The organism is Alteromonas sp. CNT1-28, from assembly GCF_022348345.1.
Lineage (GTDB): Bacteria > Pseudomonadota > Gammaproteobacteria > Enterobacterales > Alteromonadaceae > Alteromonas > Alteromonas macleodii.
On the sequence record NZ_JAKREZ010000007.1, the window covers coordinates 151788 to 178121 of the forward strand.

General features: G+C 44.2%; 27 protein-coding genes. 18 read left to right on the plus strand and 9 right to left on the minus strand.

Features of this window, described 5'->3' with window-relative positions; all coding sequences use genetic code 11:
- The first annotated feature begins 13 nt into the window (after window positions 1-13).
- Window positions 14-1042, plus strand: coding sequence for an ACR3 family arsenite efflux transporter (gene arsB, locus MHN02_RS06965; RefSeq protein ID WP_239245232.1), 1029 nt, complete (start codon window positions 14-16; stop codon window positions 1040-1042).
- 104 nt (window positions 1043-1146) lie between these two features.
- Here arsB and MHN02_RS06970 read toward each other — a convergent pair whose 3' ends face one another.
- Window positions 1147-1545 carry a response regulator gene (locus MHN02_RS06970; RefSeq protein WP_075176866.1) on the minus strand — a complete coding sequence of 133 codons (399 nt, stop codon included), beginning with the start codon at window positions 1543-1545 and terminating at the stop codon, window positions 1147-1149.
- 179 nt (window positions 1546-1724) lie between these two features.
- On the opposite strand from MHN02_RS06970, the gene aceK reads away from it, so the two are divergent.
- The 3 genes from aceK to MHN02_RS06985 all read left to right on the plus strand — a co-directional run bounded on the left by aceK (window position 1725) and on the right by MHN02_RS06985 (window position 5858).
- Entirely contained in the window at window positions 1725-3455 is a 1731-nt protein-coding gene (aceK, locus tag MHN02_RS06975) for a bifunctional isocitrate dehydrogenase kinase/phosphatase (protein WP_014950501.1), read from the plus strand.
- Window positions 3456-3780: 325 nt separating this feature from the next.
- Complete coding sequence (locus tag MHN02_RS06980) at window positions 3781-4461, plus strand: response regulator transcription factor (protein ID WP_014950502.1); 681 nt, start codon at window positions 3781-3783, stop codon at window positions 4459-4461.
- Window positions 4458-5858: a HAMP domain-containing sensor histidine kinase gene (locus MHN02_RS06985; RefSeq protein ID WP_239245237.1), complete on the plus strand. Its 1401-nt coding sequence runs from the start codon at window positions 4458-4460 to the stop codon at window positions 5856-5858. The genes MHN02_RS06980 and MHN02_RS06985 overlap by 4 nt, the downstream gene beginning before the upstream one ends.
- Window positions 5859-5966: 108 nt before the next feature.
- Here MHN02_RS06985 and MHN02_RS06990 read toward each other — a convergent pair whose 3' ends face one another.
- The 3 genes from MHN02_RS06990 to MHN02_RS07000 all read right to left on the minus strand — a co-directional run bounded on the left by MHN02_RS06990 (window position 5967) and on the right by MHN02_RS07000 (window position 8096).
- Window positions 5967-6605 carry an RpiB/LacA/LacB family sugar-phosphate isomerase gene (locus tag MHN02_RS06990; RefSeq protein ID WP_039226261.1) on the minus strand — a complete coding sequence of 213 codons (639 nt, stop codon included), beginning with the start codon at window positions 6603-6605 and terminating at the stop codon, window positions 5967-5969.
- 213 nt (window positions 6606-6818) lie between these two features.
- Complete coding sequence (locus MHN02_RS06995; RefSeq protein ID WP_101565650.1) at window positions 6819-7379, minus strand: DUF3833 domain-containing protein; 561 nt, start codon at window positions 7377-7379, stop codon at window positions 6819-6821.
- Between the two features lie 60 nt (window positions 7380-7439).
- Window positions 7440-8096 (minus strand): chalcone isomerase family protein, encoded by a 657-nt coding sequence (locus MHN02_RS07000; protein ID WP_239245239.1) that lies wholly within the window; start codon window positions 8094-8096, stop codon window positions 7440-7442.
- Window positions 8097-8203: 107 nt separating this feature from the next.
- Here MHN02_RS07000 and MHN02_RS07005 point away from each other — a divergent pair, with 107 nt between their 5' ends.
- Window positions 8204-9133, plus strand: coding sequence for a pyridoxal-phosphate dependent enzyme (locus tag MHN02_RS07005; protein ID WP_239245241.1), 930 nt, complete (start codon window positions 8204-8206; stop codon window positions 9131-9133).
- 172 nt (window positions 9134-9305) lie between these two features.
- On the plus strand, window positions 9306-9551 hold the full coding sequence (locus tag MHN02_RS07010) for a DUF4282 domain-containing protein (RefSeq protein ID WP_014950508.1): 246 nt from the start codon (window positions 9306-9308) through the stop codon (window positions 9549-9551).
- Between the two features lie 77 nt (window positions 9552-9628).
- Here MHN02_RS07010 and MHN02_RS07015 read toward each other — a convergent pair whose 3' ends face one another.
- The gene (locus tag MHN02_RS07015) at window positions 9629-10441 is read right to left on the minus strand and encodes a sterol desaturase family protein (protein WP_049586010.1); all 813 of its coding nucleotides are present in this window, start codon (window positions 10439-10441) and stop codon (window positions 9629-9631) included.
- A complete protein-coding gene (locus MHN02_RS07020; RefSeq protein ID WP_239245243.1) occupies window positions 10428-10856 on the minus strand; it encodes an SRPBCC family protein in 429 nt (142 codons plus the stop codon). Before MHN02_RS07020 ends, MHN02_RS07015 begins: the two co-directional genes overlap by 14 nt.
- A 99-nt stretch (window positions 10857-10955) precedes the next feature.
- Between MHN02_RS07020 and MHN02_RS07025 the strand changes: the two genes are divergently transcribed.
- From MHN02_RS07025 to MHN02_RS07050, 6 genes are all read left to right on the plus strand, one after another.
- The gene (locus MHN02_RS07025) at window positions 10956-11990 is read left to right on the plus strand and encodes an AraC family transcriptional regulator (RefSeq protein WP_239245245.1); all 1035 of its coding nucleotides are present in this window, start codon (window positions 10956-10958) and stop codon (window positions 11988-11990) included.
- 418 nt (window positions 11991-12408) lie between these two features.
- Window positions 12409-12819: a hypothetical protein gene (locus MHN02_RS07030; RefSeq protein ID WP_039226244.1), complete on the plus strand. Its 411-nt coding sequence runs from the start codon at window positions 12409-12411 to the stop codon at window positions 12817-12819.
- Between the two features lie 300 nt (window positions 12820-13119).
- Window positions 13120-14322 carry a saccharopine dehydrogenase family protein gene (locus tag MHN02_RS07035; protein ID WP_014950514.1) on the plus strand — a complete coding sequence of 401 codons (1203 nt, stop codon included), beginning with the start codon at window positions 13120-13122 and terminating at the stop codon, window positions 14320-14322.
- A 176-nt stretch (window positions 14323-14498) separates the two neighbouring features.
- Window positions 14499-15629 carry a carboxynorspermidine decarboxylase gene (gene nspC, locus MHN02_RS07040; RefSeq protein WP_239245247.1) on the plus strand — a complete coding sequence of 377 codons (1131 nt, stop codon included), beginning with the start codon at window positions 14499-14501 and terminating at the stop codon, window positions 15627-15629.
- A gap of 321 nt (window positions 15630-15950) precedes the next feature.
- The gene (locus MHN02_RS07045; RefSeq protein WP_239245249.1) at window positions 15951-16904 is read left to right on the plus strand and encodes a mechanosensitive ion channel family protein; all 954 of its coding nucleotides are present in this window, start codon (window positions 15951-15953) and stop codon (window positions 16902-16904) included.
- Between the two features lie 270 nt (window positions 16905-17174).
- Window positions 17175-17426, plus strand: coding sequence for a hypothetical protein (locus MHN02_RS07050; protein ID WP_239245251.1), 252 nt, complete (start codon window positions 17175-17177; stop codon window positions 17424-17426).
- A 29-nt stretch (window positions 17427-17455) separates the two neighbouring features.
- Here MHN02_RS07050 and MHN02_RS07055 read toward each other — a convergent pair whose 3' ends face one another.
- The 3 genes from MHN02_RS07055 to rsmI form a co-directional block, all read right to left on the minus strand.
- Window positions 17456-18292: a glycosyltransferase gene (locus MHN02_RS07055; protein WP_239245253.1), complete on the minus strand. Its 837-nt coding sequence runs from the start codon at window positions 18290-18292 to the stop codon at window positions 17456-17458.
- A 266-nt stretch (window positions 18293-18558) separates the two neighbouring features.
- Window positions 18559-18822 carry a hypothetical protein gene (locus tag MHN02_RS07060; protein WP_202942022.1) on the minus strand — a complete coding sequence of 88 codons (264 nt, stop codon included), beginning with the start codon at window positions 18820-18822 and terminating at the stop codon, window positions 18559-18561.
- Window positions 18823-18920: 98 nt separating this feature from the next.
- Window positions 18921-19757 carry a 16S rRNA (cytidine(1402)-2'-O)-methyltransferase gene (gene rsmI, locus MHN02_RS07065; RefSeq protein WP_014980129.1) on the minus strand — a complete coding sequence of 279 codons (837 nt, stop codon included), beginning with the start codon at window positions 19755-19757 and terminating at the stop codon, window positions 18921-18923.
- 141 nt (window positions 19758-19898) lie between these two features.
- Here rsmI and MHN02_RS07070 point away from each other — a divergent pair, with 141 nt between their 5' ends.
- From MHN02_RS07070 to MHN02_RS07095, 6 genes are all read left to right on the plus strand, one after another.
- A complete protein-coding gene (locus MHN02_RS07070) occupies window positions 19899-21899 on the plus strand; it encodes a penicillin-binding protein activator (RefSeq protein ID WP_069944822.1) in 2001 nt (666 codons plus the stop codon).
- A 4-nt stretch (window positions 21900-21903) separates the two neighbouring features.
- Window positions 21904-22245: a YraN family protein gene (locus tag MHN02_RS07075; RefSeq protein ID WP_239245256.1), complete on the plus strand. Its 342-nt coding sequence runs from the start codon at window positions 21904-21906 to the stop codon at window positions 22243-22245.
- A 181-nt stretch (window positions 22246-22426) separates the two neighbouring features.
- Window positions 22427-23515 carry a glycosyltransferase family 4 protein gene (locus tag MHN02_RS07080; protein WP_014977256.1) on the plus strand — a complete coding sequence of 363 codons (1089 nt, stop codon included), beginning with the start codon at window positions 22427-22429 and terminating at the stop codon, window positions 23513-23515.
- Between the two features lie 178 nt (window positions 23516-23693).
- Window positions 23694-24290: a phosphoheptose isomerase gene (locus tag MHN02_RS07085; protein WP_014950522.1), complete on the plus strand. Its 597-nt coding sequence runs from the start codon at window positions 23694-23696 to the stop codon at window positions 24288-24290.
- A gap of 14 nt (window positions 24291-24304) precedes the next feature.
- Window positions 24305-24880: a BON domain-containing protein gene (locus tag MHN02_RS07090; protein ID WP_014950523.1), complete on the plus strand. Its 576-nt coding sequence runs from the start codon at window positions 24305-24307 to the stop codon at window positions 24878-24880.
- Between the two features lie 19 nt (window positions 24881-24899).
- Window positions 24900-26282, plus strand: a complete 1383-nt coding sequence (locus tag MHN02_RS07095) for an MFS transporter (RefSeq protein ID WP_336246510.1) — start codon at window positions 24900-24902, stop codon at window positions 26280-26282.
- Window positions 26283-26334 lie beyond the last annotated feature (52 nt).

Genomic DNA, 26334 nt, shown 5'->3' on the forward strand with positions numbered 1-26334 from the left:
AAGGTGAATCAGAATGGGTTTCTTTGAACGTTATTTATCAGTGTGGGTTGGCCTTTGCATTGTTGCAGGGGTGGGCCTAGGCTATGCCATGCCGGGTGTCTTTGCGTCTATTGCGGCGCTTGAATATGCGCACGTAAACCTGATAGTGGCAGTACTTATTTGGCTAATGATTTACCCAATGATGGTACAAATAGACTTTGGCTCAATTAAAGACGTTGGTAAAAAGCCGAAAGGCCTTGTACTGACCTTGGTGATTAACTGGCTGATAAAGCCCTTCACTATGGCACTATTGGGTTGGCTATTTTTTAAAGGCATTTTTGCCGACTGGGTAGATCCGCAAACTGCCACTGAGTACATTGCAGGCATGATCCTACTGGGCGTCGCTCCATGTACAGCGATGGTATTTGTGTGGAGTCACCTTACCAAAGGGGATGCTAACTACACGTTAGTCCAGGTATCAATTAACGACTTGATTATGGTCGTTGCCTTTGCACCGCTTACCGCCATGCTGCTGGGCGTAACAGATATAACCGTACCATGGGATACCCTGCTGCTTTCTGTTGCACTGTATGTTGTATTGCCATTGGTAGCGGGTTATATCACGCGCCGTCGCTTGGAAAATAAAGGCAATAACACGCAAGGAAATGGCGCTGTTGACGCATTGGTTAGCAAGTTCAAACCCTTTTCAGTTATCGGCCTGCTACTCACTATTGTTATTTTGTTTGGTCTTCAGGCCGAAACTATTTTATCGCAGCCGCAAGACATCGTGCTTATCGCAATACCGCTACTAATACAAACTTACGGTATTTTTGCCATTGCTTACTTTGCGGCAAAACGTATGAAACTGCCGCATAATGTTGCAGCGCCGGCATGTATGATTGGTACGTCAAACTTTTTTGAATTGGCGGTCGCCGTAGCCATTTCACTATTTGGCTTACACAGCGGCGCGGCACTTGCCACAGTGGTGGGCGTACTGGTTGAGGTACCAGTTATGCTTTCGCTAGTGTGGTTTGCGAACAAAACGCGCCACTGGTTTGACTAAGCGCATATGAAAAAGGGCGAACCGCAGTTCGCCCCTTTTCATCAATTTTTCTCATCAACCTTTATCAACGCTTTTTACAACGCTCTTTATAAGTCGTTAAAATCTTAAACCGCAATCGCTGGTTTGTAAGTATCGGGAAGAATAAAGCCAAAGCGCTGCAAAACTGACGTTAGTACGTCCCGTTTTATCGGCTTTTCTATAAAGCCCAGTGCACCTAAAGACATCACTTTTTCTTTCATCATTGGCTGAATATCGCCAGACACGACGATAACAAACGTTTCTAGCTGACGGCGTTTTATTTCACTCAACACACTGATACCACCAAGAACAGGCATGGTCAGGTCCAGTAAAACCAAATCTATTGTGTGATGAGCCAATACTTCCAACGCGTCCATACCATTTGACACTTCGTAAATAGTTTCAGCAAAGCCATCTGGCAAATTGCTTCTCGCCATTTTTCGCGCCAGCGCCGAGTCATCACAAATAAGAATATTAAAACCCATCAAATACAAACTTATAATTGGTTATTAATCCGCCAACAGAATACATTAAACGAAAGTATAATAAAACAAAAAAGTGTCTGATAATTGGTAACTTAATCGCTATCTGCGCCAAACTTCACTCTTCAAGCTATCTATTTTGTGGTAGATATAGCGAGTAACAAAATAAGGAACACACGACCATGCAAGAGTTAGCTACTAGCCAAGATAAGAGTTTGGTAAGAAAAGTTGCCTATCAAATTTTGTCTCATTTCGATAAGAGTTATCGATGGTTCACCCGCATCACTCGTGGCGCTCAAGAAAGGTTCGAAAAGGGAAATTGGAAAGAAACTCAGCTTGCCTCTAAAGAGCGAATAACCATTTACGAGCAAAGCCTGTCAGACGCTGTCGCCGAAATTTATCAGCTAACTCAAGTACATCAAAAAGACGACGCTTTCTGGCAAGAGCTTAAGAAAGTATTTGCATTACAGCTAGAAGGCCACCCGCAGTTTGAGCTAGCCGAAACCTTTTACAACTCTGTAATTGGCCGCTTGTTTAAACATAGAAAAATCGATAACGATATGATGTTTGTCTTGCCCAGCCGCTGTTTCTTACCCGGGCAAGACAGAGACAAAGTGATTAACAGCTTCGACACCACCACCACGGTGCGTGAAATGTACGAGTCAATTTTTAAGATATATCGATACAACATTCCATTTGAAAACTTCGAGCGAGACCTACAGAACCTTGAAAGCGCGCTTCGCGCTCGGTTGAATAAGGAACAGCTAGCCAGCGTTCAAGCTGTGGAAATCCTTAAGCCTACGTTTTTTAGAGGAAAAGCCGCTTACCTGATTGGGCGAATTTGCATGCCCGACGAAACGCTGCCGTTTGTTATCGCCATGAGACGCTATAACGAACCCCATATGTTTGTGGATGCGCTGCTAACTGATCGCAAAGACTTAAGCGTTATTTTCGGTTTTGCTCGCAGCTACTTTATGGCTGACACTCAAAACCCTGCGGAAGTTGCCGCCTTTCTTCAAGAGCTTCTCCCCAATAAAAAGCACTTCGAGCTGTACATGGCAATGGGACACTACAAGCACGGTAAAACAGTGTTTTATCGCAACTTCTTGCAGCACATGGACGAGTCAGACGACAAATTTGAGGCGGCCCCTGGCATTCGAGGCCTGGTCATGATGGTTTTCCATCTTCCGTCTTATGGCGTGGTGTTTAAGATTATTAAAGACGAGTTTGCAGAGAGCAAAAAAATCACGCGTGAGCACGTTAAGGAATGCTACAAACTCGTGAAAATGTCAGATCGTGTGGGCCGAATGGCCGACACTCATGAATATGTGAATTTTAGGTTTCCGCTAGACAGAATTGAGCCTGAGTTAATTGATGAACTCAAAGAGACGTGTGCATCGAGTCTAGAATTCACTGAATCTGAACTCATCATTAAACACATGTACATTGAACGGAAAATGACGCCGCTTAATCTGTATCTACAAGAAGAAACAGATGAAGAGAAAATTACCCGTGCACTAGATGAGCTTGGACTGTGCATTAAGCAAATTGCCATGGCCAACATATTTCCTGGCGACATGCTACATAAAAACTTCGGTATTACCCGTCATGGCCGCGTTATTTTCTACGACTATGATGAAATTTGTTTAATGAATGAGCGCAATTTTAGATCCCTGCCGAAATCTGACGATCCTTATGCTATTGATACGCTCTCGGTAGCGCCTAACGACGTATTCCCCGAGCAGTTTGAGCATTTCATTGTAGGTAAACGCAAGTTCAAAGATATACTTAAATCGTTGCACGGTGATTTGATGACCCCTGAATATTGGCACGAAGTTCAGGAAAAATGTGCACGAGGCGATGTTCAACACTTCACGCCTTATAACGCCAGCATGCGTTTTGACAGAGGCTAATTAAGTTAAGTGTTTGATTAAGGTGCAGGTTGACCGGTGCCCCAGTACAAGTTAAGAGTACAGTTTGAGAACGCAGTTCAAGAGTGTAGAGCAAGCCAATGCATTGTACATGCGCCCCTTTGGGCGCTAGACACCTGAACAAATTGTCGCTACATGCGAAAAAGCTTAAAAGTGATCGTTTCGTTACTTAACACTCGTAAAAGCATGTGAAAGCGATACTGCTTTGCGACTGCTTGATTTTGCTTGCTGACGATTAATCGCCACATAATGGCGACAGCAACGCCAAACAAGTGTGTGAATGTTGATAAACAAAAGAAGCGTAATAATGAAAGTGCTACTTGTAGAAGATGATCCAAAGGTTGCCTCGCACATTGCAAATGGACTATTGGGTGAAGGGCATGAATGTATTACTGTAGGTGATGGAACATCAGGCTACCAACAGGCGTCAAGTAACGAATTAGACGCCGTAATTCTGGATGTGATGCTGCCCGAACTCGACGGTTTTTCTGTTTTAGAAAAACTTCGCGAAGAAGGCAACACAACGCCCGTTTTATTACTGAGTGCAAAAAGTCAGGTTGAAGACAAGGTCAAAGGCCTTCGCACAGGCGCTAATGATTATTTAACTAAGCCTTTTGCCTTTGAAGAGTTACTTGCTCGCGTTGAGGGCCTTGCAGGTCGTAACAAAGAAGGTGAAGACAAGACGCTGATAAAAGTAGGCGACCTCACTCTAGATCTGGTTAACCGCAAAGTATTGCGCGGCGATCAAGAGATCGACCTGCAGTCTAAAGAATTTCAATTGCTTGAATGCCTGCTCCGTCACAAGGGTAAAGTCGTGACGCGAAGCATGCTGCTTGAGCAGGTTTGGAACTATCATTTTGACCCGCAAACGAATGTGATAGATGTTCACATTAGCCGCTTGCGTCAAAAAGTGGATAAGGCGTTTAATGTCCCGCTTATAGAGACTGTGCGAGGCACAGGATATCGAATAGCGGATGGGCTTGCATGATAGCAATACGCGACTTTACGCGTAGTTCAAGTTTTCGCGTAGGCGTATTGCTCACTACTCTAGCTTGTATTGCCATTGTTTTAATTGTTTATTTTTGGCGATTAACGAGCAGCGACTTGTTTATTTCGGAATCGAATGCTGCCGTTAATGCCAAAACAAACGCGCTTATTACTCTCTATGAAAACCTCGGTATTGACGCGGTTAAGTTAGCGATAGCCAAAGACAATGGCCAACATTCGCCAAATGGCTCAACAATCACCTCAGCCTCCGACCACCTACGTTCATTTGTTGCACTGAGTAAAGATGAACAAGTTGTGGCTGGCAATTTGTCGTCAATTCCCCTTGTTCTTGAGCGCCACAAAGGCGCCAGTTTTGCTACCGCAGAAATAGTTATCACCCGCCCCAATAGCACAACGAGAAAAACGCTGCGCCAAGCACTTATGAGAGAAGTAACCCTTGGCGATCACGTGCTTTACGTTGGTCGTGGCATTGACGATTTATACAGCGCACAGTGGTTTGGTAAAACGTTCAGCTGGATCATTGTGGTGTTGCTTTGTACCTTGAGTGTGCTGAGCTTCGCTATAGCCGTTTACGTGGTTAATCGAATTAACCGCATGTCGCAAACGGCGGATAAGATTATCAAAACGGGAAACCTGCAAGAGCGTTTAGAAATTGACAGTAATTGGGACGATCTGAGCAGTTTGTCATTTGTGTTTAATCAAATGCTCGATACTATCGAGAGTTCAGTCAACAATATAAAGTCAGTGACCGATAGCATCGCCCATGACCTTCGCACTCCATTATCTCGACTTCGCAACACGCTAGAAAAAATCGAAGACACTCAACTAAGGGAAGATACGACCCAAGAAGCCGACAACCTGCTAAACATGTTTAACAGCTTGTTACGCATAAGTGGGCTTGAAACCACCAATAAGAAAGAAGGCTTTTGTTCCACTGACGTACGCGCCATCGTAGAGGACGTGGTTGACCTGTATCACCCCCTTGCAGAAGAACGCGACATTACCCTATCGAGCGAGCTCGATGCAGTTACTATGCTTGCCGATCCTAACCTGCTATTTCAAGCTGTAGCTAACGTGTTAGACAACGCCATAAAGTACTCTAACGAAAACAGTGTGGTCACCGTAAAGCTCTCTACCACAGCAAGTCATATCGTGATTGCTGTGAACGATGCGGGAATTGGCGTGGGTGAACATGAAATTGTGAATCTGGAGCGCCGCTTTTATCGGGCAGACGGCAGTAGAACCAGTAAAGGGAATGGGTTGGGCTTGTCACTAGTATCTGCCATTGTGAAGCTACACGATGGTCACATTTGGTTTGTTCACGACCCGCTTCTAAAGGGGCACGGGTTGGGCGTGGTGTTTACGTTTAAGCGTTAAGTTTTGGACTAATGCTTTTGTCGATAAAAAATAAAAAACGCTGATGCTTTTTTCTTAGCATCAGCGTTTTTATCCTACATTTTCAACGTTGTGATTTGTGCCTGTCGCTTACGCTAACAGCGACTTCACGTACGCTTTAATCTCTTCATCTTGACCGTGGTCAAATAGACACTGCTGGAAACGCTCGCCAGATACGGCTGTTTTAACCAGTTCAACGTCCATTTTTTTCAGTGAATCGACGTAGCTCTCTGGAGCCAACGCACGTTTCAAATCTGCGAGAATACCAGCGTTTCGTACTTGAGGTTCTTTACGTTCAACGGGATAGCCCGCGCCACGCTCGCCTGTTAACGCTTTCTCAAAGATATAACGCGCATTAAGTTCAGCGCCCCATCCAAAGCCTTTTGCAAAAGGTAACGCTAACGCATTTCCATTGTTAACTTGGTTAAACAAAAATGCATCTGAAGGGTCGATACAATAACCGCAAAATACGCCTGGATGAGCATTCAATGACATCATAGCCCCTTGACCCGTACCACAGCCTGAAATCACAAAATCGACAGCTTTCGAGTTGAGTAGAATAGCTCCCATTATGCCTAAGTGCACATAGGTAAGATGGTGATCAGTTTCGCTGTTCATACCCACATTGAATACAGCGTGTCCCAGTGAGTCCGCCACGCTTGTGAGCTCATTTAATATTACCGGATTCTTAGCCGCCTGACTGTTTTCCATCATCAATGCAACTTTCATGAACGCTCCTAAGCAAAGAAAAATAAAGAATTAAACGCTTACATTAGCATGGAACGAAATGCCACCTCACGGGTAATGCCAAAGTAAATGTCGATTAGTTTCAAATGTGAAACGAAAACGGAAATATATAAAGATGGAGGGCCGACGAGTAACAAGTCGCTGACCAGTAAATCTACTGGCCAGCATTTTTCAAAAAACGAGGTTAATGGCGTATTAGTCTGTTTGTTTTTGCATAAATATGGTGACTTCTGCCATCACAATACCAAACTTACGAATATACGAACGGTTCATCATCGTGCTGTCGTCAAATGCCCAAAACCAATCGTCAAACGTCACTGAATAGCTAGTGTCATCCACCGGCAAATCCATCTCGTAATGAAAGTTAAATGCGTTGCCAAAGCTGGTGCCTTTGGCTGGACCATCAATGTCACTCGCGCGACCCACATAGCTATTATCACTCTGCTTTACGATGGTCCAAGTACGGGACGTTGGACCGTCGCCCACACCGTAATTAAAGGATTCATCAAGGGTTAACGTATCGCCATCTACTGAACCATCGATGTCTACTACGAACCTTTGCACCACCTCGCCCGAGCGGTTCTGAACAATGCCCCAGGCTTTAACGTTCCCATCAAAAAATTGCTCAATATCGAAAACAGGCGATACAGACCTGTAGTCTTCACCATCGACTGAAACAGAGCATCCGGATAGCCCTGCCACCGTTAAAGCGGCAATTCCGATTCCTAAAACAAACTTCACCGTATTCTTTATCACTTTCGCAACCTTAATCAATTGACGAGATAGACTTGGCGTAATGCTAATAAAGCGTTGCCCTTATCCGTTTCCCAATAACTTCTTTCTAAATTTTGGCTCAGACGTTTTATCGCTTAGCCAAATATCAAAAAAACGCTGTGTAAATACTTTGTCTTCAATTTCATCAGCCTTTTCACCGTTCACGTAAAACACACTCGTGCCATCTTTTGTAGCGATACCGGTAATGACGTCGCCCTCGCTGACGTCAGGAAAGATACTATTCATTAGGGAAAGCCACTTGTCTGAATCATCAGCCGATAGGTCTCCTTGCTTTTTCATTTCATCAATAGAACGCTGGGCAATTTTTTTACCTTCAAGATCTCGCTGGTACGTTAACTTTAGTGCAAAGGGGGGCTGGTTGGCGTATTCACCTTCAGGCGCATAAAGCTCACCGGTATACACATCCCAGAAGTAGTAAGAGAACATGCCTTTTCCAACAAGCTTTGCATTGGGAACATAATTACTGATGTGCTTAACATCTGGCTCTTGCGCAACCACATTCTTTGACATGATTAGCCCGCTTGTTGATATCGAAACAAAAAGAATGATGGAAAACATCTTCGCAGCCATGCTAGCGCTATACATCGAATGTCCCCACACACCACTGGCACTTTCTGGGCGCATTGGTAAGGATTTAGCTCTCAACTGGCGAAATAGGCCATACATTTTGATAACCATAACTATGCTCTTATTAGCGTAATAAACATTACAGGTCTTTTATTGAATTTCTATCTGGTTATACTCTTGCCTTCACACATTTGATCAACTGACACTAGGCTCTCGTTGTGCTTCCCCTTGATGCATTTAAATCGTCATTAACCCTGCCCTCACCGCTAATCCCATTTAAGCCAAATTGGGAAGGTGCCAGCAAGGTATCGCTATTTGTTAAACGTGATGATGCTATTCACCCTGTAATGTCAGGTAATAAATGGCGAAAGCTAAGTCATGCGCTCACCAGCCCGTTGCCAAAAACGATAGTGAGTTTCGGCGGCGGTTTTTCTAACCACCTGCATGCACTAGGCTTTGTTTGTTATAAATTGGGCATTCCTTTTAACGCCGTTATTCGCGGTGACTACAGCGCTGCACCTACACCCATGATTGAGGATTTGAAAAGTTGGGGCACCCGTATCGACTATGTAGACCGAGTCACTTACAAAAAGCGAAACGATAGCGCATATCTACTTCATCTTAAGCAGCAGCAACCTGACGCGATGCTCATTCCTGAGGGCGGAAGCCAAGCACAAGCGCTTCAAGGGATAAAGGACATGGTTGATGAAATCAACATAGATTTTGATTTTATTGTCGCTCCTGTCGCCAGTGGAGCCACTTTGGCGGGAATAGTCAGTGCATTAAATAAACGTAATGAAAATAATGCGAAAGACACTCTCCATCGCACTGGTTGCAACGCTGTCGGTGTTGGCGTGCTGAAGGGTGAAGACTACTTAGAAGGATTAGTCGAACAATTTCTTCCAGCCTCGCTTGGGCGATCAAATTGGCATATTGAACACAACTACCACTTCGGTGGTTACGCCAAAGCGCCAAATGAGCTTCAAACCTTCTGCAACGATTTTAATAATACTTTCGATTTTGATATCGAGCCTGTTTATTCCGGCAAAGCCTTTTGGGCAGTTAAAGATATGCTGGCCAAAGGTATGTTTGAAGACGGGTCACGCATTGTTGTACTGCACACAGGCGGCTTGCAAGGCGCAAGATAAACCCCTTTTATAACAGAGTGTTGCGATCACTACCTTTCGGTGTTACAACTATCCCTGTGAGCTTGCTCACAATTCTTTTAAACACTAAACAACGATAACAACAAGAAGTTTGTCGCAGGATGCGGCATAAACATTAGCGCTTGCTACCTGCAAACTTCATCAAGGAATGATTATGAAAGATATTTTCTTCTTCGACTCAATGTTAACCCCTAAGATTATCACTTTCGTGTACTGGCTATTGCTTTTAGGATCTGTGGTAAGTGGCGTAACAACGATGTTTGTAGGGTACGACGCGAGTTTTGTATACGGCCTATTTATTATCGTGTCTGGCTGTATTGGCGCAAGAATCTGGTGCGAACTGCTTATCGTACTTTTCAAAATTCACAGCAACCTTCAGAAAATTGCTAGTAAAGAATAGTGCCATACCAAGGCTAGCGCTTCTCTAGGTAGCGCTAGCAATCCATCTAGTACTTTGATTGTGTAAGACCATTAGTATCAATCTGCGACAGGATAGCCAAACAACCTTTTTAACTTTGCTTTTATCCCTTTTGCGTGCTGAAGCTGTTCACGAAGCACACCTATTTGACTGAAGTTAGCGCTAAGAGGATTGTCCTCAGGCATTTTTCCTACAATGCCGTACTTTATCGTTATCGTTTTGTCTTCTTTAGCGAAAGTGCCGAATAATTTATCCCATATAATAAGTACGCCACCGTAATTCTTATCAATGTATGGTTTATTCGTTGCGTGATGAATACGGTGATGCGTAGGCGTGTTGAAGATACGCTCTACCCAGCCTAGGTTTCCAATTGTCTGAGTGTGTACAAAAAACTGATAAGCCAGATTGATAGCGACAATGGCAAAAACCAGACTTGGCGAAAAACCAATAAGAATCATTGGTACCCAGAACAGCCACATGCCGACAAAGGGGTACAAAACGCTTTGTCTGAAGGCCGTTGTGAAATTCATTTTTGTCGAGCTGTGATGTACCACATGCGCTAGCCAAAACCAGTGTATGTTGTGTGAAGCACGATGAAACCAGTAGTACAAAAAGTCTTGAAGGATAAAACCTGCAAAAAGTGATAGTGCACTAAGCTCTATTTTAAATAGTGAAAACTGGTGTAACCAAATAAAAAAAGGCATTAGTAGAAGCAAGACCAATGCATCAGAGCCCTGATGAAGTAGTGCAAGTAAGGCATTGTTCACACTGTCTTTTACATTGTAAAACTGTCGCGCTCTTTTAAATTCAATAAAGACACAAAGTAGAAAAACAGGGCTTAACCCTAGCAAAATAAGTTCAACTGGGATCAAAGCGTGCTCCTAACTTATCTAGACATTGCTCAATATCGTTTTGCAACAGGCGCGTCAGTAACCAGTTTGGTATATACCAGGGCGCCCGACAGGTAATGCGATAAGAAACGTTTGTTGAATTTTCCTGCTGCGTGAACGCAATAGCGCCCCTGTGCGCCTTCACTGGGAAGTCATCAACCACTCTATATTCAATGCCGTTTGTATCTGCGTGAACAATCTCTTCTTTAAAACGTACACTAAGAATAGTGACTTCTCTTACGCAGCCCTTTCCGCCGCTAATCTCATTATCATTTTCTGCTTTCAATACCTTAAACGACGCGTTGAAAAAATCGCTTAAATTCTGGTGATCAAGCAGCGTATCGCGCAGTTCTTTGGGCGTTGCAGCAATATTTTTTTGGTAGTAAACGTTAACCATCTACGTTATTTCCTTTTCTGATGGCTCCTAGCATAAATTGACATTTTTATTTTATCTTGCGTTAATGCGACAGTGTTTTTGTTATTTTGCGACAAGCATATGCCATCAGTTTCCTCAGCCTATATCCAAAGTACGGTGAGCTATTTAGTTAGCTTAGGCGTTAATGCCGACAATGTTTCGTTAACTACCCAAAAGCATGACTCACTGTCTGGCTCTTCACGTGTTGATATGAATGTATACGTTGAGCTGTTAAACCAAGGGGTAGCACTAACCAACAATTCGCTATTTGGTTTTGAGTTGGGTAAACATATTCAGGCGAAAGATTACGGAGTACTGGGTTACCTTGTTGAAAGTTGCGAAAACTTGGCTCAAGCCATCAATGCGCTAACCCGCTTTGACGCTTTAGTCGCTGACATTGGCACCACTAGCGTGTTTTTCGAACCTGACAATACCCGCGTTGAGTGGGTACCCAAAAGCGCCGATTGCAAGCAGATGGTATTGCGCAACACCACAGCCTGGGTAGCAACCGTCTACAAGATATTAGGTTCTGCCTGTAAACTGAATGCCGTTACCTTTACGTTTCCTTTGAGCGATTCGGAAAAAGCCATGCTAGCGATGTGGTTCAATTGTGAGGTGGTTGATAACGCCAACACCAACGCCATTATTTTTCCTCAGCACCTTTTACATATTCCATTTACCAGCGAGAACAAAGTGATGTTTAGTGCGCTCGTAAAAGTATCCGAAGAAGAACTAATGGCGAGCAAAGGCGGCGACCGTGTTCAATTTGCCAATAGCCAGTTCACCGCCAATCAGCATGAAGACATAAGTCATAGAGTCGTTGCGCTTTTAAAAGCCAATCCAACCTTAAAAGGCTGCGATCAGCAACGCGTAGCCAATGCACTTTTTATCAGTCCGCGCACCTTACAGCGAAAATTGAAGCAAAGTGGCACTAGTTTTCAACAAATTCTCAATAGCGAACGCAAAGCCCGCTTAGATGATTTGCTGAAACATCACTCCATCGCTGATACCGCAGATTTATTGGGGTTTCAGGAACAATCATCATTTACCCACGCCTTTAAAAAGTGGTACTCAACAACACCACTGAAATACCAAAAACAACTTTTAGCGCCTTAAAGCTAATGTCCACTTCCTCATCGCCGAACTATTAAGTCGCGTTGAAAAACAACCGATAAAAAGCAATCGCCCTAGGGCCTGTTGACCTTTGTTGTACATTTTTGCAGCGGTCTGTGTGCCATCTAGACAAGGCGAATGTTTGACGGTTTAGTGGTTCTAAATCGAGAACACCTTTTACTCTTTGTCACAGTCCTTTAACTTAGCCCGCTAGGCTTGAAGGGCTGTTTCGCGATTAAAAGGCTTCCATTTAGACCAAAATTCGTACACCAAAGGTCAACAGGCCCTAGGTTAGTCTCTTAATCTTTTAGTATGAAATGGTAGTGTTTAGCTATCGCAATGGTGAATATTAAACTAATGTGACGTAGTAAGCGTAGGTATTAGCAAGTGTCCAGCAACGCTAACTCACAGGAGATGCGCTATGATCGACCGTCCAGTTACATTGCCAACGCCATTAAACGTACTCGTGTCGAAGTCACTAAGCTTATGTGAGCTTATGTTACCCGTATGCGATGTGTTTTACCCCTTTGCTGCCATCTATGAAAACGGCCGAGTAGGTTGTATTTTCAACGACGAAACACAAGGTCAAAAGCGAGAGTCACAGCTTATCGAGCAGCTTCAGTGGCGAATTATCGATACCACCACCGACACAAACAGCTACAGCGTATTGGTTTATGCTGCGGCGGTTAATACCCAAGACAGTAAAACCCTCGACGCCATTGCTATAGCCACTGCTACACCAAATCATGAAGAGCGTTTGATTCTTTACCCTTATTACAAAGTTGATGATAAGGTAGTCATATCGCCACCAATTGATACGGTTACCCGCTGAAATTCGAGCGACTTTATATTTTAAACCGAGCAGAATTGCAGACACGTTATTAATTTTAAGAACGTGTCTGCTTTCGTATCAGCTCAAACTTCTATTGAACGACGTATCTCGGCGTAGACCATAAACGGTCAATAATGAGGCCTTTGAAAGGTAGGCCGCTAGTAGGTGTGCAATACCTTTTACATTCGTTGTTACGATTAAAATTTTTTGTACTGTCATGGGCTGTCTTTGCTTGCCAAATCCCATTGGTCTGCTAGCATTCAGCCCAAAATTCATTAGCAAAATTAGGGATTAGTTATTATGTCTCGCGTTTTAATTATTGGTGCTGGCGGTGTTGCGTCGGTAACTGTGAAAAAATGTGCACGTTTACCGCAACATTTCGACGAAATTTACTTAGCAAGCCGCACGGTATCTAAGTGTGAAGCGCTACAGCAAGAAGTAGGTGCAGATCGCGTTAAGGGTGTTTTCGCTGTTGATGCTGACAACGCAAAAGAAGTGGAAGCACTTATCAACGAAGTAAAGCCAGACCTAGTAATCAACCTTGCGTTGCCATATCAAGACCTTCCAATCATGGATGCATGTCTTGCAACTAATACTGATTACCTAGACACCGCCAATTACGAGCCTAAAGACGAAGCGAAGTTTGAATACTCGTGGCAGTGGGCTTACCAAGACAAGTTTAAAGACGCGGGCATTATGGCCCTTCTTGGCAGTGGCTTTGATCCAGGTGTAACTAACGTTTACACAGCATATGCAGCTAAGCATTACTTCGACGAAATCCACTATCTTGATATCGTAGACTGTAATGGCGGCGATCACGGCCAGGCTTTCGCGACTAACTTCAACCCTGAAATCAACATTCGTGAAATTACCCAACGCGGTCGCTATTGGGAAAACGGCGAGTGGAAAGAAACCGATCCGTTAAGCGTACGTGAAGATCTGGACTATCAAAACATTGGTGTTCGCGCATCTTACCTGATGTTCCACGAAGAGCTAGAGTCTATTGTTAAGCACTTCCCTACCCTTAAGCGTGCACGCTTCTGGATGACCTTTGGCGATGCTTACCTTAACCACCTGCGTGTACTTGAAGGTATTGGTATGACTAGCATTGAGCCGGTTGAATTCCAAGGCCAGAAGATTGTACCACTAGAGTTCTTAAAAGCCGTACTTCCTAACCCAGGCTCACTTGCTGAAGGTTACAGCGGTATGACGTGCATTGGCACTTACATCACAGGTATTAAAGATGGCAAAGAAAAAACTATCTTTATCTATAACAACTGTGACCACGCGAAATGTAACGAAGAGGTAGGCGCGCAAGCAGTATCTTACACCACAGGTGTTCCTGCGATGATTGGCGCAGCGCTTATGCTTAACGGCACATGGAAAGAAGCAGGTGTATGGAACATGGAACAATTCGATCCAGACCCATTCATGGATATGCTTAACGAGCACGGTCTGCCATGGCACGTACTCGAATGTGAAGGTAGCCCTTTCACTAAATAATTGAAGTATCGGGGCGCTTAATTCAAGCGCCCTTTTTTATTAACGCCACTATTTAAATATAGATCAGATTACTGGAATGTAGGATACAGAGTAGTTTTGAGCTACGACCTGTAATGTAATACATTAGGCGTTTGATAAATGTTGAAAGCCGTTTTATTTTTTGGAGCTTTATCCCATTGACCGATTTAACTCAACGTACTGATATTCCCTCTCCTTGCTACGTGCTGGAAGAAGCAAAATTAATTAAAAACCTTGAGCTGATGAAACGGGTTCAAGACGAATCTGGCGCGCGTATTATCTTGGCGCTTAAAGGCTTTTCTATGTGGTCTTGCTTCGACATCATCAAACAGTACTTACACGGAGCAACGGCCAGTTCGGTTTGGGAAGCGAAACTTGCTGCAGAGATGGGTAAAGAAGTTCACGCATATTCTCCTGCGTACAAGGTTAATGACGCAAAGGAATTGGCGAGTCTTGTTAATCACCTGTCTTTTAATAGTTTGACCCAGTGGAACGCGCATAAAGACGTGCTAGCAGGCGTGTCGTTAGGCCTTCGCATAAACCCTGAGCATCAAGAAGCAGATACGCCACTGTACGACCCAGCTGCACCAGGTTCTCGCTTAGGCATACGTGCTAGTGAGCTAGAAGGCGCAGACTTATCGGGTATTGAAGGATTTCACTGCCACAACCTTTGTGAGTGTGATTCTTTTGCTACTGCACGCACCCTTGAAGCCATTGAAAAGCGTTTTGGCAAATGGCTTGGTCAATTAAAGTGGTTAAACCTAGGTGGCGGACACCTGATGACCCGTGAAGGGTATGATGTTGAGCACCTCATCAACACATTAAAAGACTTTAAAGCCCGTTACCCACACCTAGACGTAATTCTTGAGCCAGGGTCTGCGGTAGCATGGCAGACAGGGCCATTAATTTGCGAAGTGGTTGATATGGTAGAAAATGACGGTGATATCGCTATTCTAGACATTTCAGCTACTGCACATATGCCAGATGTACTGGAAATGCCTTATCGCCCTACAATTTTGGGCGCGGGTATGCATAATGAAAAAGCATATAATGTGAAGCTAGGTGGCAATTCGTGCCTTGCTGGCGATGTCATTGATACCTACTCATTCGATGCGCTGCTTAAGACCGGCGATCGATTACAGTTTGAGGATATGATGCATTACACCATGGTAAAAACCACGTTCTTCAACGGTGTAGAACATCCTGCTATCGGCATTCTGCGTTCTAACGGCGACTTTGAGCTGGTTCGCGAATTCAGCTACGAAGACTTCAAAGGTCGTTTGTCTTAAGTAATCAAAAGAAGTTAGCTGTTTAGATAGAGTCACATTTTTTATCGTGATGAACGCCTAGCAACACAGACAAAACTAGTTACAGGTAACAAGAAATTTGATGCGGCATCCTAATATGCCGCGTCGTTTATTTTCTGCCAGCTACTTAGAAAGTCACTCGCTTTAACATGGCGGCTATGCTTGTGCCGGAGGTGTTGGATGTGCGTCAAATGATCAATCTTAGGCCGCAACTCAGCGGCAAAAACACTTGATCTAACGCTAACTACTCGCGTATAGATAGTTCTATAAGACTTCGCCTCCGCAACCCACAAGGAATCTCAGGTGCTTTTTAATTTAGTTCAAACCATAGGTTACTTTCAATCTGAATCAAACTCTAACCGTGGCAATGCACCAACTACCATTGAAGACCTCTCACCATTGGATACGCTAGAAACGACCCTTGTTAATATCACAAGAGGCTTTATCGAGCATTTACCCTACATGGCGGTCGGGTTGGCCGTCATACTATTGACGTGGGTGCTGTCTGCAGCCATTGGACGTTCTATCGAAAAACTGACTACGTCTCGTGTTAAAAGAGACTCCGTAAGAGAATTGCTTGTCCGATTCACCAATATCGCCGTTTGGACGTTGGGGCTGTTGCTCGCTGCGCTGATCATGTTTCCGGGGTTAACGCCAGCAAAAGCACTAGGTGGATTAGGGTTGCTGTCTGTCGCCGTCGGTTTTGCTTTCAAAGAGATTTTCGAGAACTTCTTTGCAGGGATTTTACTCCTCTGGAAGTATCCATTCGAAAAAGGTGACTTTATTGAATGTGAATCGCTCATGGGTAAGGTAGAGAAAATTTCTGTTCGCATGACAACTATTCGAAAAACTAACGGCGAATTAGTGGTAACGCCAAACTCATTTTTGTTTAAAAATCCCATTCGTGTGCTGACCGATTTGGATCTGCGTCGTATTACCATCATGACGGGGGTTGCTTACGATGAAGACGCTGATGCTGCCGTTTCCGTTATTGAAAATGCGCTTAAGGATTGTGAAACAGTAAACGAATCTAAAGATATTGAGGTATTTTTGGCTGGATTTGGCGCCAGCAGCATTGATATTGAAGTTACATGGTGGACAGATCCAACTCCACTCGCTCACCGCAAGTCGCGAGGTGAAGTGGTTAGTGCAATTAAGCGTGCACTAGACGATGCCGATATCGAGATACCTTTCCCGTACCGCACAATGACGTTCAAAGAGCCATTAGTTATCGACCAGCGCAGCCAAGATAACTAAAGATGTCGGTTGTTATTGAGAAAGCGGCGGTGGCCGCTCGACCAAAATCCACGCGCTGTCGGCTGTGGCGGACTTCCAGATTATATTAAACTTTTTAGTGACCAGGAGTATTACACAAGTTATACCTAAAGTATTGTTAAGCAAAGCTCGAAGACAAATGCTTCACAACAGACAAAAAAATATAACAGTGATATTTTAGAAGATTTGTTGAATAAAATGGTGACGCGAGTTTGATGGAGGGCTGATGTTGTCAGCTTGCTAGCACCACTGATGAAACGGCGTATCGGGTTCAGTATTCAACGACTAATGGGCGTCGATGTATCGAGCTTCATGGTCACGAAAAATACACAGAGCAGGTCCTATCCATCAATGGAATCAATATTCCATGACGCCTACTCTGAATTGAAACGAACATGGATTTGGGTAGTGAATAACCTGTCAAGATATGCAAAACGTGCCCATCCTGCCAGCGACAGTAAAACCGGGCGCTCGAAGTATGGATTGGTCTCGGTTAATCTTTAACGTCCAACCTATGAGTTTTAGATAACTACTTAAGAAAATAACGCCCTCTTCATCAGCTTAAAATTCACCTTCCAATTTGTCTTAATTTTATGCTTTAGCGCGCTTTTGCTACTGACTTTGGGATCTTCAACGTTTGCAATAACGTCTTCAAGGGCAGCAGGGTGTAAATTAAAATCTTCAACCCTTTCTTTGGGAACATTTCCATAGCCTTTATATTCATTCACCTTGTTTTCAAAATGAATAATCGACATCCACATTCGCTTTCCTCTGACAGGCGTCAGTTCTTTTACACCACTCCAATATCCGTGCCTTTCTTGACACCAGATGGTTTTAAAATCTTTACTTTTTTCAATTAAACTCATAAACGGATTATGCACATGTGAGTGCAGGCCTAGCCTTACACGAGGCGCTACCTGCAGCGTATATCCGTCAACAAAGTCAATTGCCATAAAAGATTGCTCTGAAAATTGATTCTGTACTTCTTTAACGAAGTCTTGGTGAAGGCTATCATCGTTATCAAGCCTCGTCGTTATGAGGAAAGGGGCTGTTAATCTAGACGCTATTTCTTTTTTTATAGACGGATAAAAGCTTTCCATTCCGTCTGCGTAAATTGGGATAAAATTGGAGAATTTTGAAGCTAGCTCGTTTATTTTTTCGCGATAAATTTCTGGTGTATTCGTATCGAAAAATACTAGCCATTCAAAGTTTTTTACCGTTTGAGATTTTATAGACGAATAACAGTACTGCTCAAACAGCTTCAATCTGTTTTCCATCCAGCTATCAGTTAAAACTTTGGATTGAGATTTGGTCTCATCCCAACCTTTTTTTCGAAGATTAAAGCGCGTTAATATGAAATGCTGAAACATGATAATGCCGTTGAATATAAGAAAATAAATTTACAAAGAAAAAGAATGCAAAAGGCATATTGAAATAATACCAATAAAAACTATTCTTTTACGAAATTTTTTTTCTTTGTTAACTAAGACCCACAAAACATTAATTCGCTCACATTATTTCCTGAAAAAGGAAAAACTGAATTGATTTCAGGTCGAAGCGAGGCCTTAGCATTCAAGTAAACAACGTAGGAATTCATCGCGCATTGATTTTTATGGCGGCGCGATGGGGTCAGTGACTATACAACCCCACTTCCCGACGCCGCCTCAGATTTGTCTATCTCACCTTCAGCAAGCACTTCGTCATCTAACTCAATTTTAAATGACGTTCCTGCTTTTCCCTGCAAGCTATATCGAAAGCCGTACATTTCGCCTTCATTAAGAGAAACTTCCGCAAAGGTATTAGGGTGGATTAAGTCGTAAACACCTGAGTCGTTAGCTTGAGAAAATATATCAACTAACCATTTTCCTTCTGACATGGTGATTTTGAGTGTTTTTGTCATATGAGCCTCCATAAACCTCAGTCCTTTTTGAACTGGGCAGTTGACGTGAATTACACTCCTTTGTATTTATTCCAAGGCCCGTAAGATCAACAACGTGTTTACGCTTTTGCGTCTAGCCCAGCTTGATAAAGCGCATTCTTTTTCAAGTCATAGTGAGTGGCGACCACCGCCGCGGCCTTTTTAAGCGGCATGTGCTCACACAATACACTTAGCAACGACATTGCCTCACTGGGTATCGCCTGGTCACTTACCTTCGCAGGGCCAATCATGACGACGAATTCGCCTTTCTGGTGCGCAACATCCGCATTGAGATAATCAATTACATCTTGCGCGCTGCCACTCACGTAGGTTTCGAAGGTTTTGGATAGCTCTTTCGCTACCACAATCTGGCGATCGCCTAGAACGCGCTGTATATCAGTAACGGTGTCTAAAATTCGTCGTGGCGCTTCATAGTAAACAGTGGTGAACGTTCTATCTATTAGCGCTGACAACACGCTTTCACGTGCCTGCACTTTAACCGGTAGGAATCCTTCAAATATAAACTTGTCTGTTGGCAGTCCCGAAGCACTTAATGCTGTAATTGCAGCGCATGGGCCCGGCAGAGCGCTAACCGGAATACCTTGCTCACGGCACTTGCGTACCAAAACAAAGCCCGGGTCGCTGATTAACGGTGTTCCAGCATCACTTATTAATGCTACCGACTCGCCGCCCTTTAAACGCTCACAAAGCATTGCTGTGCGCTTATCTTCGTTATGCTCATGCAGAGAAAGAGTTTTCGTTCCAATGCTAAAGTGCTGTAAGAGTCGAGCGCTGTGACGGGTGTCCTCGGCAGCGATCCAGCTTACTTCACTTAATACGCGTATTGCTCTGGCACTTATGTCGTCTAAATTACCAATAGGTGTTGGAACAATATATAAGGTGGCGGTGTCTGTCATAACAGTGATTAAGTCTTACGTTAATTTTGAAGAATATGCGATAAGTGTATCACGCCATTAGTCCAGATTATGCTGGCAAGCGTAGATTTTCACACTGGTTAAGATAAACTTGGCCTATAACGATGTAAAAGGAATGAAACTGTGCGTCATATTGGACAAGCTGGAAAAATCTTTACGCTATCAGCCGTCGCTTCTGTATTGGTGCTAACGGGCTGTGGAAGTACACCTAAAACCCAGTCAAAGCCTGTGGTAGTGGAACCTACCCCAATTGAAACCACACAGGTTGAAGATAACGTCACGCCTGAGCACAAACTCCTTGAAGCAAAAAAAGTATGGGAGCGCACCCGCAACAAAGAACAGCGCGATACGCTGTTGCTGCAAGCGGCTGACCTGTACCTTCAAAATCAACAGCCCGTTTTGGCTCAGCAAGTGCTATATGAGGTAAAAGAAGACGGTATTTCAGGTGTAAATCAATCTTATTACTCCCTTCTGGTAACCAAAGCCTATGCGGGAATGCCTGATGCCTCGGCAGAAGAATTGCTGGCTATGTTGGATGGCGTAACCGGTACAGGCGAAACCGCATTCCAAAAAGCGGAGCTTCAAACCCAGCTCTTCACGCAGCAAGGCAACCTGGCTGCGGCAGCGAATAGCGTATTAAAGACCAATCTTACTGACGATGAAAAAGTGCAACAAGTTTGGCAGTGGATTACCTCCATTCCTGCATCGTCACTAGATTCAGTAGGCAGTGCTTATCCCGACCTGTCTCCTTTCATTACTCTTCGCGAACTAACCGAAGAAAACGCGTCGTCACCGGAAAAATTAGCCAAAAGCCTGCAGCAATTTAAGCAGGTTTATCGCGGTCATGTATTAGAAAACGCTTTGCCTGAAAACGTGATTGAAGCAACCCAGCTTACCGATGCTGGCGCCAACGATATTGCGGTTTTACTACCACTTTCTGGCAGGTTAGCTCGCACGGGACAAGTCGTAAAAAATGGCATCATGGCGGCTTATTACACCGATGTTGAAAAGCGCCAAGATGAACACCTTCTACCTCGTCTTCGTTTTATCGACACCAACGAAGTAGATACACAGCAATTACTCAGCGAAATTGGCGATACCAAGTTCATCATTGGCCCTCTTTTAAAAGACACTGTTGAACGTTTAATTCCCAGTTTGCCGCTTGGTGTGAACGTACTTGCATTAAACAGGCCTGACGAATTGCCAGACAATGCGTCTGCTAAAGGGTTGGCAACAGGATCGTCAAATCCGGCGATAGCCGATGATGCTCTTGCCTCTGGTACAGGTCTCGCAGGTGATGACACACAAAATGAACTCCACTCATTAGGCTTGCCTACCTCGTTGAATTATTACGGGCTAGCACCAGAAGATGAAGCAAAGCAGCTTGCTGAATTTATCTTTAATAAAGGATATCGTGCGCCTATCGTTATTGCCGCACAAAGCAGTCTGTACCAGCGAATGGACGACACCTTTAAAAAGCACTGGCGAATACTCAACAATCAGGAAAACAAGCAGCGAGCCAACATAACGTCGGTATCGTTTAACGACAGTAATTCACTTCGAGAGGGAATTACACAGGCGCTAGATGTGGCGCAAAGCAACGAGCGTATCAATCAAATTGAGTACATGACAAATGATGAAGTGTACAACATGCCTCGCAGTAGGCGTGATATTGATGCCATTGTTGCATTTGCCTCACCTCAAGACACAGAACTGCTTAACCCCATTATCGAAGCGAGCTTAAACCCATACGATGGCAAACAAGTCCCCGTGTATGCCACCTCTCGTTCAATGGATTACGACAGCGGGAAAAACCAATGGCGTGACCTGCAGAATGTGCACTTTATCGATATGCCTTGGTTAATGCCTTCACATAGTTGGCAACCTCTTCAGCAGGAGGTTGAACAGGCTTGGCAAAATCAAAATACTATGCAAAAACGTTTATTTGCCTTCGGTTTTGATGCCTATCAGTTGTTGCCTCAGCTAGGCATGCTTAACACGCTGAAATATCTTTCACACGAAGGGTTAACGGGTACACTTTCCCTTAATCAACAAGGTGAAGTAATACGCAAACAGCCTCAGGCAATTATTCGTAACGAAAAAGTTCAAATGCTTTCGGAGTAAAATTATGTCAACACTGCAAGGGAGTGCAGCAGAAGACAAGGCCTGTAAATATCTGATGAAACAAGGCCTTACTCTTCGATGTCGAAATTACCACACTCGGCGTGGCGAGCTCGACATTGTAATGCAAGACGGCAACACCATAGTGTGCGTTGAAGTTAAATACCGAAGACGAAATCAGTTTGGCAGTGCTCTAGATTTTGTGACTGCCAAAAAGCTCCAGCGAATTCAGGCTGCGTTTGATTTCTATTTGTTAGATAATGGCTTAAATCCAGCGTCTACTTCTCTGCGAATAGACGTTGTTGCCATAGACGGAGACAACCTTCAGTGGTTGAAGAACGTGGGCTAAAGACTGACAATATCCAGCTTTTAAACTGATGGTCCCCAAAGAGGACTAGAAGCGTGCGCCAACGATGAGCGCGGCCGATATTGATGAAAATGTCTTTATGTCAGACGTATTCCGTTTGTTTTATCTTATGATTTGCAACCCTTCATCGGTTTGATGAAAGTTTCTTAGGTTCCCACAAATAATGAGTCATCCCAACAACAAGGTTTCGTCCAGCAGCGTTGATAACCAAGAAATAGAGCTAATAGTCGGCAACTCCAGCTCTAATTTTTCTGGCGTAACGTCTACGATGCTACAAGTAACATCGCTACAGAAGCATATGATTAATTTGCGGATAATGGGCAAGCATTTTGTTCCAGACCCATCAATGACTATTACTTTTTGGGAGGTCGCAAAAATGTGTCGACGCCCGCTTAGTAATGGTAAGTGGCGAATTTTTCATGCGCGTCGCGTTGACGAGATGATTCAGGGTGTGATCCTCAAATACGTGTTTCGCGCCAAGATAAAGCTTGTATTTAGCTCTGCCGCTCAGCGAAAGCGTTCGGCTTCTACGGTGTGGTTAAGCAATAAAATGGATGCGGTTATTGCAATGAGTAATCGCTCTGCAAAATATCTAAATAAGCCCCCCGCCAAGATAAATTTACACGGTGTGCAAATAGACAACTACACGCCAGCAGAAAACAAGCAAGAAGCATGGCAAGCATTAGGCTACGGCGGCAAGTACGGCATTGGTATTCTGGGCAGAGTTAGAGAGCAAAAAGGTGTTCATCTATTTGTTGAAGCGTGCATCAAAGTATTGCCCAAATACCCTGACGTGAATGCAGTAGTTGTAGGTGCCATATCCTCGAGTAACCAAGAATTTGTAAACGAGCTTAAAGAAAAAATTTCTAAAGCCGGGTTAACTGACCGAATTGTTTTCACCGGTGAATTGCCGTTTGAGCAAATTCCTAGAATCTTCAGTGCACTGTCATTAGTAAGTGCACTTAGCTATAACGAAGGGTTTGGATTAACTGTACCTGAAGCCATGAGTGCTGGGGCTGCGGTATTAGCTACTCAGGCGGGCGCATGGGAAGACATCATCAGGCCAGGCGTTGATGGGTATATTGTTCCTACCAAAGACCAGCAAGCTGTCACAGAAAAGATGGATTTGCTGCTTTCAGATATGGACAAACTTGCAGAAATGGGCAAAGCCGGACGCGAACACGTTGTGAAAAATTTTAAGGTTGAAGATGAAGCTAGAAACCTGGTTGAGTTTTTTCGCACGCTTCAATAGTAAATGCGAGTTGATTATCGCGAGCGATAAACGTTAGGCCGTTTTTCTCTCGCGCTGAGGCCACAGTTTAAACCTCTGACTTTCAGATACTGGCCATTACAAAAATCAAGGCGCTGTAATGCAGCGCAAAAAATTTCACTAAATGGTCTGCCATTTGGTGAAAACAAAGAGATGACACATGATTGAACAGATAAAAGCGAATTTTACCGAGAGCATACAAACCAAAATAGCGGCATCGGAAATATTGCCAGAGCATATTGAGAAAGCGGCGTACATGATCGTTGAAGCCTTAATTAGAGGTAATAAAGTACTGAGCTGTGGTAATGGCGGGTCTGCAGGTGATGCGCAACATTTTGCTTCCAACATGCTCAATCGCTACGAGCGCGACCGTCCCAGCTTACCGGCAATCGCATTAAGCACAGACACCTCAACCCTGACGTCTATTGCGAATGACTATAACTTCGAAGAAATATTTGCGAAGCAAGTACGAGCGCTCGGCCAACCCGGAGATATACTGTTGGCTATTTCAACCAGCGGTAACTCTCGTAACGTCATAGCAGCGATGGAAGCGGCATTATCTCGCGATATGACCATTGTCGCGCTTACTGGCAAAGACGGCGGTGAAATGGCGGGCTTCTTAAGTGAACATGATGTTGAAATTCGCGTACCGTCAAACCGCACTTCGCGTATTCAAGAAGTTCATTTACTGGTAATTCACAATTTATGTGAATGCATTGACGACAGCTTATTCCCTGCCGATCACGGCGACGAGTAGTAAAGAGGACACAAGTGAAAAATTTGGGACTACTGGGTTCTTTATTAGCCCTAATTCTTACATTGCAAGGGTGTGTAGTGGCCGTTGGAGCTGCAGGCGCCATGGCTGCGAAAGTGGCTAATGACAGACGTACTGTGGGCACGCAGCTTGATGACCAAAATGCCGATGCTGCGGTGTCGTATCAATGGTCGAAAAGCGATGCGCTTAAAGAGCAGGCTAACCTGCAAGTGGATGTTTATAACGGTGTAGCGTTGCTAACCGGGCAAGCGCCAAACCAAGGCTTAGTTGACGAAGCTGTGCGCCGCGCCCAAGAAGTAAGCTATATCAAAAAAATTCACAACCAAATTAGAATTGGCGAGGCGATAGGTGCAGGCACACAAGCCAACGACCTGTGGTTAGCGTCAAAAGTGCGTACTAAAATTGTGGCAGACGAACGAGTGCCTGCTCTACAAGTTAAGGTAGTGGTTCAAGATTCAGAAGTATTTCTGATGGGTCGGTTAACCAATTTAGAAGCCACAGCCGCTGTAGATATTGCTCGTAATATTACGGGTGTCGCGCGCGTAGTTAGAGCCTTTGAAATTGTTCAATAGAGAGTTCGCCACTGCCCTTTTGGTTGCAGGGGCACTCTTTATGGAAATTTTAGACGCCACGGTTATCACCACGGCGTTACCTGTCATTGCTGCCGACTTCAATGTGCCGGCAGCCCACTTATCTATTGGTGTATCGGCATACTTGGTAGCCGTAACACTCTTTATTCCATTAAGTGGTTACGCAGCCGATAAATTTGGCGCACGCACTATATTTGTAGCAGCGATTGCCGTATTCACTTTTGCCTCGGTCCTTTGTGGCCTGAGTACTAGCTTATTCGAATTTACCTTATCTCGCATTCTTCAAGGTTTAGGCGGGGCAATGATGGTTCCCGTGGGAAGATTGGTGGTTCTGCGGGACTTGCCAAAGGAAAAACTGGTAAAAACCGTGGCCATTATAACCTGGCCTGCGTTAAGTGCACCGCTACTAGGTCCTGTGCTAGGCGGTTACATCGCCACTCATTTCAGCTGGCAGTGGATTTTTTATATGAATATTCCACTGGGCATAATCGCTATCATCACATCACTGTATCTCCTTAAAAACATTAAAGGCAATGTAGGTAAATTCGATATTAAAGGCTTTTTGCTCACCGGTATCGGCTTTGCGCTGTTTATGGCGGGGATCGAGTTTTTAGCGAGTACCAGCGACAAGCTTATTCGACCACTTGGCATCATCGCTATTGGCTTAGTACTCATGGTATTGGCAGTCAAACACGTAAAAACGGCCAAGAACCCACTATTCTCTTTCGATGCGATGCAACACAAAACCTTCCGGCTTACTGTATTTGGCGGCTCTGTTATGCGTGTCGCACTTGGCAGTGCACCGTTTCTTGTGCCACTCATGCTCCAGCTTGGATTAAGTTACTCACCTGTAGAAGCCGGCTCACTGTTGCTGTGGCTGTTTGCTGGAAACTTAGCGATAAAGCCAGCGACAACGTGGATCATGAATACCTTCGGCTTCAAACGCGTGCTTGTAGTTAACGGCGTGCTCATCGCCCTTGGTTTTGTGGCGCTCGCGATGATAAATCACTCCACATCGTCATTTACTATTGCCGTTATTTTATTTGTTAACGGTATTACTCGCTCAATGCACTTAACGTTAATAAACACCATTGCTTTTGCCGACGTACCACCCAATAAAATGCGAGACGCAAACACGCTAGGCGCCATTTTAATGCAAATGAACCGCGGTCTTGGCATTACCCTTTCTGCGCTTGCTATCGCTGCTGCAGCATTCATTCTTGGACAAAGCGCCAATATGCCAAACCTACAAACGTTTACGCTATCTATGATGTTTATGGCCGCAGTAGCGCTTGTCAGCATTTACGATAGCTTAATGCTGTCTAAGGAAGATGGTGATTCAGTGTTAAACAAACGAAAAGCGAAAAAAGCACGACGGACTTAGTTAATAGGCTTCATTTAGTGAACTGATGACAATTGTCATATGCGATTGGTGA